A 12211-nucleotide genomic window follows, 5' to 3' on the forward strand; every position below is an offset into this window, starting at 1 on the left:
TTTGTATTTGTTGCAAATAAATAGCAGGTTTTGGTTCTTTAAAATGTTAAATTCGAATGTATTAATGCTAAAAATGAATTAATGGACCTACAGCAGATTCGCTATTTTCTGGTACTTGCCAAAGAATTACATTTTTGGAAGACCGCAGAGCAGGTTTATATCACACAATCCTCACTCAGTCGAAAAATTCAGGCACTGGAAGAAGAAGTTGGAACAAAGCTTTTTGAGCGAAACAAAAGAAATGTGAAACTTACAGATGCAGGAGTTTTTTTTAAAGAAAGATGGGAGCAGCTCCTTGATGAGATAGATAGAACCCACCAACACACTAAGACCATAGGCGAAGGGAAGTCCGGGAGAATCAGTATAAGTTATCCCGGTTCAATAGCTTATGTTTTTTTACCCTCATTACTGGATAAACTAGCCAATAGTTTACCAAAACTGAAGGTGGAACTCATGGAACCGGTGGATATCAGTCAAGAAAAATTATTGCTGGATTACCATATTGACCTGGCCCTGAGTAGGGATAAAATTCAAAATATGGGCATCATAACATTGCCCTTGTTTTCTGAAAGTATTTGTTTGGTAGTTCCTGAAGGACATTGGATGAAAGAGGAGGATTTCACCAGTCTAGAGGAGTTGAAAGACGAAAAGTTTATCCTATCTGGGCTTCACCATAGCACCTATTTTGCCTCCTTGTTACGAGGTATGTTCCATAAATATAATTTTGAACCCAATATCCATATTGAATCAGATTTTGGAGGAATGATATTGAATTTGGTGGCTAAGGGCTTGGGCATTTCGATTCTTCCTTATTCTTTTAAATTTGCCGCAAGAGCCAATGTAAGGTTTATCAGTTTACCTGAAGAGGTACGTTTATTTGTCAATTGGAGAAAGAATGACAATAGGGCTATCTTGAAAAATGTAATAGAACTCTCGAAGGAAGTAGCTGCCGATTGGGATATTAATGGAAACAATTTGCCTTAAATTGCAGCAATGCCAAGTGTTTTCAAAAGGCATTGAAAAATTCGTTGGTTGAACTTAGAGGATAAACCACCATACCCAATATAGGCAGGAATTGGAAAGTCCGTTTCCTGTCTTTTAGTCTTGTCCATGTTTTAGGTTTGGATGAAAAGAGTCCTGAAAAACCTTAGTAGGAATGATTTTCAAGGTAGTTCATCCTGTAATATTTCTATTTTGAATCCATATCTGTTCATAAGTTCAATGATGGACAGGGAATTGATGTCAGGTTCAATGGTTTCAATACGGAGAATTTTATCACAGTCTTCCATATCAAAATTGATTTTATAATGAGGAAATTCCTTTTGGAGTTTGTCCAAAAGGAATTGTTTGTCCTCAACGGCTTTTACGCTTGTTTTGAATACTTCTACCATGTAATTGATTACTGATTTTACAGTTTGAAAGAAGAGGAATTAGCTATTGTCCTTATTGTAATTGATCATCCAGTGAATGCCATATTTATCAACGAAGCTTCCAAAATAATCTCCCCAAAATTGATCTTCCATGGGCATTTCTATTATGCCGTCTTTAGAAAGTCCATCAAATAATCGGTCTGCTTCTTCTTTGCTGTTGGGGTGGATAGATAAATATGAATTATTTCCCTGCTTTAAGGTATGTCCCATGGAGGGAAGGATATCTGAAGCCATCAGAATGGTGTCAGTGCCAATGGGCAAGGAAATATGCATGGTGCGGGATTGCTCATCTTTCGATAGCTTTTCGCTATCTGGAGCTTCGTTCATTCTGATATGGGTAATAAATTCTCCTCCGAAAACGGATTTATAGAATTTAAAAGCTTCTTCAGCAGTGCCATCGAAATTTAAATAAGGGTTAACTTGCATAGTTTTAGTGTTTTTAGTTTTATTGATTGAAGAGTTAAGGTTTTTCTGCCAATTCTTTAACCTTTTGAAGTGCTTTTGGCCAAGTTTCGACAAAGTAGTCTAGAAATGAATCAAGGATGTCCATGTCGACACTGAGTACAGTTTTTCCTACTTCTGGATTGGTCAAGGTGTAGTTTTCCATAGCACCGGCCCATTTTCTTGCTTCCGGACTTGAGGTGTCTTCTTTATCATTTTCCACTATGCCCAAATGTTCTATGGACATATATTTAAAGGGAATATTGGCTTGTATTTTACTGACCATTCCTGTTTCATCAGGCCCAAGGAATAGTGCTTTACTTCCCGCTTTCCAGTCGGTTGCGGCATAGGATCCTTCGGAAAATTCCGCTGCCCACCGACGATACGAGTCATTGTCCCAAAGTACCTTCCATACTTGTTCAGGATTGGCATTGATGGTTATTTTAAAGTTCTGTTTGGTCATTTTCATAGCTGAAATTTTATTTCGGTATTTTTTCCATATCCATGTATAACATACTCCAACGGTGTCCGTCGATATCCTCAAAGCCAAAAGCATACATCCAGCCTTGGGATTCTCCAGGTTCGGCAAATATTTTTCCGCCCGCAATGCGTACTGTATTCGCCATGGTATCTACCTCAGACTTGCTCTGAGCATCAATGTTCAACAGTATTTCTGAGCCTTTTTGGGTGTCGGAAACTTCGTTGTTTGTAAATCGCTTAAAATCCTTTTCAGGAAAAAGCATCATCACAAAATTGTGTTCCCCTATGAGGAAACTAGCCAAATGTTCGGCATTCTCGTGCATTGGATTTTCTTTAAAGCCAATAGCTTTGAAAAAATCCCTGGATTTCTTAATGTCCTTTACTGGGAGGTTTAGCCAAATTGTCTTCATGATTTTACTTTGGTTGTTTTAGGTGTATTTGTTAGCATAAATTAAAGAGCAGTCTATTTGGTTATTTGTATTTATATCTGTAGTAACGGTTTTCATTTTAGTGTTTTTGAATGGCTTCTTGATTTGGAATATTGGATGGACATTTCCTTAGGCTATGTGAATAATGATTTTTGCAATTGTCTGGTTAATAAAGGTATAGGGGTTTGGGGAGAATTCAAAGGTGCGTTTACGTCATTATAAAGGGTTGATTACGACAGTGAATTACTTTAATATTGTAGTAAAGCATGCATTCCTTTGTTTGGATAAAATTTTGAATATTATGAAGCATATTTCAATACTCGTACCTGATGGAGATTCAAGCCTTAGCAACCTGGAAGCCACCTATAAGATGTTCAATATGGCCAATGATGCACTGCTAAAATCAGGAAGGTCGGCAATGTTTAAGACAGAACTTGTGGGAGCGCACAAAGGGGCAAGCTTGAGTAACGGTGTCTTCAGTATTCAGCCCAATACAACCATTGGGGAGATTGAGCGTACTGATTTGATCATTATTCCAGCTATTCACGGGGATTATCAAAAAGTCATAGAGAAGAATCAGGTATTTGTTCCCTGGCTAAAGAATCAATATCATAAAGGGGCAGAAATCGCCAGTCTTTGCATAGGTGCATTTTTACTGGCCAGTACTGGGCTGTTGAATGGCCGTGACTGTGCCACACATTGGTTAGCGTCTTCCCAGTTCAAAGAGATGTTTCCCAATGTAAATTTGACCGATGACAAGATTATCACCGATGAAAACGGTCTGTACACCAGTGGAGGAGCATACTCTTCTCTAAATCTAAACCTTTATCTTATTGAGAAGTTTGCAGGCAGGAAAATGGCAGTTTTGTCATCCAAGATTTTCGAGATAGACATAAGTAGGAATAGCCAGTCTCCTTTCATTATTTTTAAGGGGCAAAAATCCCATCAAGACAGTGAAATATTGGACTCCCAAGAGTTTATTGAAGAAAATTATACCAAAAAGATAACGGTAGATCAGCTGTCCGATAGGGTGGCAGTGAGTAGGCGCACATTTGAGAGAAGATTCAAAAAAGCAACTTCAAATACAGTGATAGAATATCTACAGCGGGTAAAAGTGGAAGCTGCAAAAAAAGAACTCGAAGAAGGAAGAATGACCATAAACGAGGTCATGTACCAAGTAGGCTATACTGATCCCAAGGCCTTTAGGGATGTGTTCAAGAAATTCACGGATATGACCCCAACGGAATATTTAAACAGGTACTGCAGAATAACATTGGTTTGATACTTTTCTCATTGGCCTCCCAAATTATATTTTTATAGTATGGTCTTTTGATAGCACCTTATGAATAGGATAGTAGGGGCTGGTGACTGATATGATTAATATTTTGTTTTTGAAGGTCCTTTCCAACAGTAGCAACTCAACAATAATCTTTGCTTTATAATTGGATAATTGGTAAAATTATGGCTTGAATTGATAGATGGGCAAGGATAAGTTTTGCTGTTTGTTTTGTATATGGTTTTATGTATAAATTGAGCGTCTTTGTTACAGTATTAAATTTTGTGTGTTAACTCTCGACAAATGAGCGTACGTAGTCCTGAAAATTGCTTGATCTCATCCATTAGAAATGGAGACAGAGAGGCGTTTACGTCATTTTATGATAGTTATTATAAAAAGGTTTTCGTTTTTGTACTTTTTATTTCAAAGGACAAGGGCCTTTCTGAGGATATTGCCCAAGAGACTTTTGCCAGATTATGGGAGAAAAGAAATCAACTTAAAGAGATACATTCACTGAAGGGTTTTGTGAGACAAATTGCGAAAAACCTGGTAAACGATCATTTTAGAAAAAACGCTATAAGAAATGCCTATCAGGAAAGAAGCGTGTTGGCTAAAGATCCTTCCGGTACTGTCACTATGGAGACAGTATATTTTAATGAACTGAAATTGGTCATGGACAAAGCCTTGGACCAACTCCCTGAAAAAAAACGGGAAATTTTTAAACTCAGCAGGTATGAACAGCTTAGCTATTCTGAAATAGCAATGAAGTTCGGAACCACTCCAAAAGCCATAGAGAGGCACATGGCCAAGTCTACCCAAATGATTAAAGATTACTTGCAGGAACACGCAGGATATACTGTACCCTACTTTATAGCTTGGTGTGTTCTATACTTTTAACCCGAAATATGAATTAGCTTATCTATTACGGACTGAAAATGCATAATTCGGGTTTAAGCTTAGTTTTTTCTAGGTATTATTTTGTTGTTGAGTACAGGCAATCATTTTCCCTTTAAACATTTCTTTTCCTCACTTTGGTATTTACTTGGACACTTGTTTTTAAAATTTGAAAATAAAGTGCCTTTTAATGGGGGGATAATATATCCTAAATCGTATTAGTAGTAACAATAAGAAAATGAATAGATCAGAATTAAAAGAGCTTTTATCGAGGTATTCCGAAGGAAAGGCATCTGAAGCAGAGCGGGAGAGATTGATTCAATGGTATAAAAATGCCAATGAGCAAGAAGCTGATGAGTTTTTGGATCACCTTGCTGGTTTCATAGATGACATGGACCAAAGTGAACTGAGCCTTTTGGAAAGAAGGCTTTTATCTAAGGAAGTCCCACAAGCATTGGACAACTCCAAAACCAAAGACATAAAGGTGTTGCCTTTGGTGAAAATAGCAGCAGCGATGATCATTTTCTTGATGTCCACGTTTTTGCTATTCCAATATATACAGGTAGATGATGAGAAAATATTGGAATACAGTACGAAGGTGGGGGAGATCAGGGAAATTGTCCTGCCGGACCAATCATTGGTAGTCTTAAATTCAGTCAGTGTGCTCAGGATACCAGAAGAATTCTCTGCTGATTCGAGGGAGGTTTCATTAGACGGAGAGGCATTTTTTGATGTGCAGAGAGATGAAGCAAGGCCTTTTACTGTTCTAACAGAAAATGGAGTTAAGGTCAGTGTCTTGGGAACATCATTTAATATTAAAGATTATAGTGATGCAGGACAAGTGGAGGTGGCAGTGGCATCTGGAAAGGTAGCTGTAGGCAAAGGAAACCAGTTATTTGGGAGGATTATAAAAGGACAGCAAATTACCTATGATAAGGAGAGCAATGAATTTTTTCAATCAAATACAGCGCATGTGGACTCCTGGATTGATGGAAAGATTATGTTCAGTGAGCATTCTTTAAAAGAGGTAGCCAATATACTTAATAGGACTTTTGTGAAGAAGCTTGTAATTGGGGAAGGAGTCAATCAAAGTTTACTTATCAAGGGCAGTTTTGAGAAGGGACAGGGGATTGAAGGCATCGTAGATATTCTCTGTATTCTTCATGACCTGGAATATGATGATCAGGAAGATCAAATAGTCATTATGGATAACAATAGATGATGAACCAAAATAAAAAATATGTTTAATCCTAAAAAACAAAACCGGGCTCCATAAGAAGCCCAGCTTTAAGTCTTTGGGGAAATAACGCCAATTACGATCCCAAAGATCCAGTCTAAAAATTAACAATTTAAACCCTACCAAATTTATGGAAAAAATTCGACAGGTTGATGTCTTCCACTGGAAGATCGGTGGAAAACCAATATCAATTTTAATAACCTTGGCCTTTTTGATTTTTGTTCACAGTTCAATGAGTGAAGTCAAGGCCCAACAACTTAAGAATGTTCAGATCAGTATTGATGCAGCAGGCAAGTCCACTGAGGATGTTTTGAGTTTGATAGAGAAAAAGACCGATTTGACATTTGTGTATGATCCGAATGAAATCGGTAATCATAAGGTGAAAGTCACTAAGAACTTTACTAATTCTTCATTACAAAATATCCTGGATGACCTTCAATTGCAGGGAGAGGAGAAAGGTAAGCATGTGATCATTCATAAAAAGTCAGCAGAAGTCACTGCTGTAGAGAAATCAGCTATATCAGGAATTGTATCAGATACCAACGGAGAACCACTGCCAGGGGCTTCTGTTTTGATAGAGGGCGAACCCAACAAAGGAACTGTCACCGATATTGACGGTAGTTATTCTATTGATGTGGACCAGGGGAAGACCCTTATCTTTAGCTATATTGGTTTTGAGACCAAGAAAGTAGTGGTGGGTGCACAAAGTGAGATCAATGTGGTATTAGAGGTCAATGCAGAATCCTTGGATGAAGTGGTAGTAGTGGGCTTTGGTACCCAGAAGGAATATTCCGTGGTCGGTTCTGTGACCACTATCAAACCTGACAAACTACAGTTAGGAACCTCTAGGTCTTTGAGTAATAATCTCGCAGGACAATTATCAGGGGTGATTGCTGCCCAGCGTTCTGGAGAACCAGGATATGACAATTCCCAATTTTGGATTAGAGGGATTTCTACTTTTGCTGGGAATCGTAGCCCTTTGATTTTGGTGGATGGTGTACAGCGTTCATTGGACAATATCGATCCCGCCGAAATAGCGTCCTTTTCTATCCTAAAAGACGCAGCGGCTAGTGCGGTTTACGGGGTACGTGGAGCCAATGGCGTGATCATTATCAATACCAAGCGGGGACATGTAGGTAAGCCGACAGTTGACATACGTTACGAAAGGGGGATCACCCAACCGGTAAAATTGCCTGATTTTGTAGGTGCAGCGGATTATTTAGGTGTCTTGAACAGCATATCAGAAGAGTCTGGCAAGCCCAAGCTTTTTTCGGAAGAAAAGATCGAGGAAATCAGAAGTGGAGCCGATCCTGATCTCAGTCCTGATGTGAATTGGCTGGATGAGATTACCAGAGACTATGCCTCTAATAATAGGGTGAACTTGACTGTTTCAGGAGGTAGTGATGTGTTAAAATATGCTTTTGTAGGTTCTTACTATGGTGAGGATGGTATCCTTAGTCGAGATGAAAGTCAGAGCTGGGACTCTTCCATTAAATTGAGAAGATATAATGTCAGGTCAAATATCGACCTCAATGTTACACCAACAACCCTGATGCGTGTAAATATCGGTGGTTATCTTCAGGACAGGAATACGCCCCCACAGTCCATTGATGATCTATTTAACAAAGCTTTTGAAATTCCTCCTTATGTTCATCCCACACAGTATTCTTCAGGGGAGATCCCGGTAACTCCACAAAGGAGCAATCCCTGGGCACTGGCTACTCAAAGAGGTTATGAAAGGCACAGTTCCAGTAAATTGGAGTCTTTGTTTTCTTTGGAGCAGGACTTAAGTGATATTACAGAGGGCTTGGAGATGAAACTGAGCTTTTCTTTTGACCGTTATTCCGGAAATAGTGTTTCCCGAAGTAAGTCTCCTGATTATTATAATCCAGCTACAGGTAGAAATGAGGATGGTACGCTTGATTTGGTCATCTATCAATACGGCCAAGATTTTTTGGGCTATAGTACAGGTTCCGATTGGGGCAATAAAAGTGTGTATTTGGAAGGAAACTTGAATTATAGAAGAAACTTTGAAAAGCACTATGTGGATGCCATGTTTATGTATAATCAGCGGCATTATGATAGTGGCGATCGTTTGCCATTTAGGACCCAAGGTATAGCAGGGCGACTTTCTTATTCTTACGATCGCCGTTATATCGCTGAGGTGAACTTTGGGTACAATGGTTCAGAGAATTTTGCCAAGGGGCAGCGCTTTGGCTTCTTCCCTTCAGTGGCAGTGGGATGGGTGGTTAGTGAAGAGGATTTCCTTACTCCCTACAAAGAGACTTTGTCTAAGTTGAAATTAAGGGCATCCATGGGCTTGGTTGGAAATGACCAGATAGATGGCAGAAGGTTTGCCTATATTACCACGATTGGAGATACAGGCGGGTATTCTTGGGGTATAGAAAACAATTACAGCAGATCAGGACGAAGAGAGGGGGATTATGGAGTCGAAAACCTTACTTGGGAGACCGTGATGAAATCCAATATAGGCATTGAATTAGGACTGTGGAATAGTCTTGATCTTAGGGTGGATCTTTTTAAAGAACAGCGAAGAGATATTTTTATGCAAAGAAGGACCATTCCAGGTTCTGCAGGTTATATCAACACGCCATGGGCTAACTTCGGAAAAGTAAATAATAAGGGCATAGACATGTCCTTGGATTACAGCAAGCAAGTTTCTCCCAATGTCTATGTGTCCGTAAGGGGTACATTTACTTATGCCAAGAATAAAATCATCGAGCAGGATGAGCCCAGCTCTGTTGTAGGAACGCCTAGGTCTTCTACCGGACAGCCTGTAGGACAATTGTTTGGACTGATAGCAGAGGGACTTTTCAAAGAAGAGGATTTCTTGGATGTGGAAGAAGGTATATTAATGGAAAATATTCCCAGTCAAACTTATGGATTGGTACGACCAGGAGATATCCGTTACAAAGATTTGAATGATGATGGTGTGATCAATGATTTGGACAAAACCGCCATTGGAGGCACAGTAGATCCGCAGATGGTTTACGGTTTTGGTTCGAATATCCGGTACAAAAATTTTGATTTTGGACTGTTTTTTCAGGCAAATTCCAGAACATGGCGGGTCATTGGAGATGGAACAACCTATTTCATTCCAGGGTCCGGAGCTGGCGCTTTGGGGAATATATTTTCCAATGTGGATGACCGATGGACAGTGGAAAATCCCCGGCAGGATGTTTTTTGGCCCAGGCTAGCCGATTATGTCCATACCAATAATAACCAGGCTTCCACATGGTGGTTGAGGGATATGAGCATGGTCAGGTTAAGAAATGTAGAATTGGGTTATAACTTCTCGAAGCAAATGTTAAGCAAGGCCAAGCTGGGGCATGCTAGGGTGTTTGTCAGGGGAAACAACTTAGCTACTTTTTCCAAGTTTGACCTTTGGGATCCTGAATTGGGCTCCAATAATGGATTTAGGTACCCGATCATGAAATCCTTTTCCATAGGAGCTAATATCAATTTCTAATTACCTATTAAACCTGAGATAATGAGAATATTAAAATATATACTAGCCGTCATTTCCATGTTTTCACTTGTTGCCTGTGAAAATTATCTGGATAAGGCTCCGGAGGATTTGTTGACCTTGGAAATGGTATTTAATGATAAGACCAGGACTGAGGATTGGTTGGCAGGGGTTTATAACGGAATTCCTGATCCCTATTGGGGATTTACCCGGGACATTGGGTATGATCCCTTGTCTGATGATATGAACCCATCCACAGGTTGGGAGCAGTTTGGATGGACGGTAATTGCCAAGCAGACAGGCAACTGGAATCCGACCAGTTCATGGGGACCAAACTATTGGTCTACTTTGCCGCAAAGGATAAGGTCTGCCTATATCTTTATTGACAATGTAAAACCCAATGCGGCTCAAAAGGTTACAGAGCAAGAAGTGGAATATATGAGGGGAGAGGCCAGATTTCTCATAGCTTATTATTATTGGCTCATGATAGAAGCTTATGGAGTGGTACCGTTTAATCTGGGGGTGGTTCCTTCTGATGCTAGCCAAGAAGAATTGATGAAAGGGCAGACTCCTTTTGATGAAATCGTCAACTGGATTGATCAGGAGCTAAAGGAAGTTGCAGAAATTTTGCCACCAAAATATTCAGAAGCGACCAAATATGGACGCGCTACCTCTATCATGTGTTTGGCAGTTCGTGCCAGAATGCTGCTTTTTGCTGCCAGTCCATTGGTGAATGGCAATCAGGATTATGCTGGATTTGTCAATAATAATGGTGAAGAGCTTTTCAATAAGACCTATGATCCCCAAAAATGGGTAAAGGCAAAGGATGCTTGCCAAGAACTTATCGAGGCGGCACATGATGCTGGTCATGAGCTTTATTATGAGTATAATGAAGATGGTAGCATTGATCCTTTCTTGTCATATCAAAATATGATTTTGGAAAAGGGAGATGTGAATAAGGAGATATTGTTTGCCAGACCGGGGTCCAATACTTGGGAATACGACAGGCATTCGCAGCCAAGAGGCACAGGTGGAAATGGCGGTTTGGGCATTACCCAGTCTTTAGTGGATGCCTTTTTTATGGAAAATGGCCTGCCTATCGATGATCCTAATTCTGGATATATAGAGAAAGGCTTTTCTGAGGAACCTGAATTTAGAAATACCAATTGGATAGAATCGCAGGGTGACCAGGAGGGCAAGGAAGGTCAGGTAACCTTAGAAGGTACTTATAATATGTACTGTAACAGGGAGCCGAGGTTTTACATCAGTGTGCTTTATAATAGGGCCTGGTACAGGAGAGAAGGACGACGGACACTCTTCCTTAGTGGAGAAGCTGATGGAGGGCCTACACATGATGCTCCTCAAAATGGCTATTTGCTGAGGAAGAAAACCCATCCAGACCATGACCCAAGGAATGGAACGAACCCATATAGACCGGGAATTTTATACAGGCTTGGGGAGGCATACCTGAATTACTGCGAGGCATTAAATGAGGTAGACCCTGGCAATCCAGATATACTTTATTACCTGAATTTGATCCGTGAGAGAGCTGGTATACCTACTTATGGTACAGGAGCTGGACAGATTCCTCTTTCTGGCCAAGATGATGTGAGAGAAGCTATCCGCAGGGAAAGAAGAGTGGAGCTAAACAATGAAGGTACGAGGTGGAATGATATCAGGAGATGGAAAATTGGAGAGGAAACGCTCAACAGGGACTTTTATGGTATGAACTATCTGGGAAGTGAGCTTAGTGATGATGTGAATAATCCCAATGCCTTCTTTAAGCGTACAACCTACCAAAGAAGAAGGTTTTCGAAAAAGAACTACTGGTTTCCGGTACCTCAGGGAGAAATCGACAAAAACCCAAATCTAGTTCAGAATCCATTTTGGTCTGAGTAAACCGTTTGTCTAAACCATTTATAAAATCCGGTCAATTCTGTCTGAGCAGGGTGACCGGATTTTTATAATAGAAGGTTTTACTGACCGTTTTGTGGTAGTTGCTCGGTTTGATACTGTCTAAAATTACTTGCTATAAAAATTAAGTTTGGATTCAGGTATTTTTGAGCTCATTCTTTAAGGCTTTCTCTTGTTCCAAGGGATTCAGGTGGTGCACTAATTTCTGTTCAAGATTTTCCATCGTAGACGGGTCTAATTTATAAGTGTCCATGATTGTGAGCAAAAGTTGGGCAGTGGCCATGGTCGCTTCATAAGAGCCATTGATAAGAAGGTCTATGAAAAAAGGCAGGGCTGTTTTGCACTGGGAAAGAGAATATTGGGCACAAGCCTGCACAAGAAAGGAATGTATATATTCCAAGGAGGCATCATTTAATTGTATTTGTAACCACGGAAATATTCGCTCGTCTTTAAAATTATTTATCAATGCGGTGGTCAAAATTTTCTTGTTGACGGCATCTTTTGCACCGGCAATTTGGTCCATTAATTGTTTGACCAAATCATTTTTTTGAAGTAATATTTCTTTTTCGTTGCTCATAATTCTTAGTATTGACTAATAGTACGAATGGGAAGTTTTTTGGTTGG

12 protein-coding genes are annotated in these 12211 nt (G+C 39.8%); 6 read left to right on the forward strand and 6 right to left on the reverse strand.

Annotated elements, in window-relative coordinates; all coding sequences use genetic code 11:
• Nucleotides 1-81 precede the first annotated feature (81 nt).
• Nucleotides 82-984 carry a LysR family transcriptional regulator gene (locus KZP23_RS13205; protein ID WP_226332188.1) on the forward strand — a complete coding sequence of 301 codons (903 nt, stop codon included), beginning with the start codon at nt 82-84 and terminating at the stop codon, nt 982-984.
• Here KZP23_RS13205 and KZP23_RS23035 read toward each other — a convergent pair.
• Genes KZP23_RS23035 through KZP23_RS13225 form a run of 5 tightly spaced genes read right to left on the reverse strand, consistent with a single transcriptional unit; the run spans nt 981 to nt 2761 of the window.
• Nucleotides 981-1112 (reverse strand): hypothetical protein, encoded by a 132-nt coding sequence (locus KZP23_RS23035; protein ID WP_262904656.1) that lies wholly within the window; start codon nt 1110-1112, stop codon nt 981-983. The two genes, KZP23_RS13205 and KZP23_RS23035, sit on opposite strands and share 4 nt — an antisense overlap.
• 51 nt (nt 1113-1163) lie before the next feature.
• Entirely contained in the window at nt 1164-1391 is a 228-nt protein-coding gene (locus KZP23_RS13210; RefSeq protein ID WP_226332189.1) for a hypothetical protein, read from the reverse strand.
• Between the two features lie 39 nt (nt 1392-1430).
• On the reverse strand, nt 1431-1856 hold the full coding sequence (locus KZP23_RS13215) for a VOC family protein (RefSeq protein ID WP_226332190.1): 426 nt from the start codon (nt 1854-1856) through the stop codon (nt 1431-1433).
• 34 nt (nt 1857-1890) lie between these two features.
• Nucleotides 1891-2340 (reverse strand): SRPBCC family protein, encoded by a 450-nt coding sequence (locus tag KZP23_RS13220; RefSeq protein ID WP_226332191.1) that lies wholly within the window; start codon nt 2338-2340, stop codon nt 1891-1893.
• A gap of 10 nt (nt 2341-2350) precedes the next feature.
• Entirely contained in the window at nt 2351-2761 is a 411-nt protein-coding gene (locus KZP23_RS13225; protein WP_226332192.1) for a VOC family protein, read from the reverse strand.
• A gap of 319 nt (nt 2762-3080) precedes the next feature.
• On the opposite strand from KZP23_RS13225, the gene KZP23_RS13230 reads away from it, so the two are divergent.
• The 5 genes from KZP23_RS13230 to KZP23_RS13250 all read left to right on the forward strand — a co-directional run bounded on the left by KZP23_RS13230 (nt 3081) and on the right by KZP23_RS13250 (nt 11572).
• Nucleotides 3081-4061, forward strand: coding sequence for a GlxA family transcriptional regulator (locus KZP23_RS13230; protein WP_226332193.1), 981 nt, complete (start codon nt 3081-3083; stop codon nt 4059-4061).
• Nucleotides 4062-4358: 297 nt separating this feature from the next.
• On the forward strand, nt 4359-4952 hold the full coding sequence (locus KZP23_RS13235; RefSeq protein ID WP_226332194.1) for an RNA polymerase sigma factor: 594 nt from the start codon (nt 4359-4361) through the stop codon (nt 4950-4952).
• 235 nt (nt 4953-5187) lie between these two features.
• The gene (locus KZP23_RS13240) at nt 5188-6171 is read left to right on the forward strand and encodes a FecR family protein (RefSeq protein WP_226332195.1); all 984 of its coding nucleotides are present in this window, start codon (nt 5188-5190) and stop codon (nt 6169-6171) included.
• A 145-nt stretch (nt 6172-6316) separates the two neighbouring features.
• A complete protein-coding gene (locus KZP23_RS13245; protein ID WP_226332196.1) occupies nt 6317-9676 on the forward strand; it encodes a SusC/RagA family TonB-linked outer membrane protein in 3360 nt (1119 codons plus the stop codon).
• Between the two features lie 21 nt (nt 9677-9697).
• Nucleotides 9698-11572, forward strand: coding sequence for a RagB/SusD family nutrient uptake outer membrane protein (locus KZP23_RS13250; protein WP_226332197.1), 1875 nt, complete (start codon nt 9698-9700; stop codon nt 11570-11572).
• 151 nt (nt 11573-11723) lie between these two features.
• Here the strand turns inward: KZP23_RS13250 and KZP23_RS13255 are convergent, their stop codons facing one another.
• Nucleotides 11724-12164: a hypothetical protein gene (locus tag KZP23_RS13255; RefSeq protein WP_226332198.1), complete on the reverse strand. Its 441-nt coding sequence runs from the start codon at nt 12162-12164 to the stop codon at nt 11724-11726.
• Nucleotides 12165-12211 lie beyond the last annotated feature (47 nt).

This window comes from Echinicola marina (assembly GCF_020463795.1).
Taxonomy (GTDB): domain Bacteria; phylum Bacteroidota; class Bacteroidia; order Cytophagales; family Cyclobacteriaceae; genus Echinicola; species Echinicola marina.

Excerpts from the sequence above, each read along its gene's own strand:
- KZP23_RS13205 (WP_226332188.1), top strand. The coding sequence starts at position 82 with ATGGACCTACAGCAGATTCGCTATTTTCTGGTACTTGCCAAAGAATTA.
- KZP23_RS23035 (WP_262904656.1), bottom strand. The coding sequence starts at position 1,112 with ATGGACAAGACTAAAAGACAGGAAACGGACTTTCCAATTCCTGCCTAT.
- KZP23_RS13210 (WP_226332189.1), bottom strand. The coding sequence starts at position 1,391 with ATGGTAGAAGTATTCAAAACAAGCGTAAAAGCCGTTGAGGACAAACAA.
- KZP23_RS13215 (WP_226332190.1), bottom strand. The coding sequence starts at position 1,856 with ATGCAAGTTAACCCTTATTTAAATTTCGATGGCACTGCTGAAGAAGCT.
- KZP23_RS13220 (WP_226332191.1), bottom strand. The coding sequence starts at position 2,340 with ATGAAAATGACCAAACAGAACTTTAAAATAACCATCAATGCCAATCCT.
- KZP23_RS13225 (WP_226332192.1), bottom strand. The coding sequence starts at position 2,761 with ATGAAGACAATTTGGCTAAACCTCCCAGTAAAGGACATTAAGAAATCC.
- KZP23_RS13230 (WP_226332193.1), top strand. The coding sequence starts at position 3,081 with ATGAAGCATATTTCAATACTCGTACCTGATGGAGATTCAAGCCTTAGC.
- KZP23_RS13235 (WP_226332194.1), top strand. The coding sequence starts at position 4,359 with ATGAGCGTACGTAGTCCTGAAAATTGCTTGATCTCATCCATTAGAAAT.
- KZP23_RS13240 (WP_226332195.1), top strand. The coding sequence starts at position 5,188 with ATGAATAGATCAGAATTAAAAGAGCTTTTATCGAGGTATTCCGAAGGA.
- KZP23_RS13245 (WP_226332196.1), top strand. The coding sequence starts at position 6,317 with ATGGAAAAAATTCGACAGGTTGATGTCTTCCACTGGAAGATCGGTGGA.
- KZP23_RS13250 (WP_226332197.1), top strand. The coding sequence starts at position 9,698 with ATGAGAATATTAAAATATATACTAGCCGTCATTTCCATGTTTTCACTT.
- KZP23_RS13255 (WP_226332198.1), bottom strand. The coding sequence starts at position 12,164 with ATGAGCAACGAAAAAGAAATATTACTTCAAAAAAATGATTTGGTCAAA.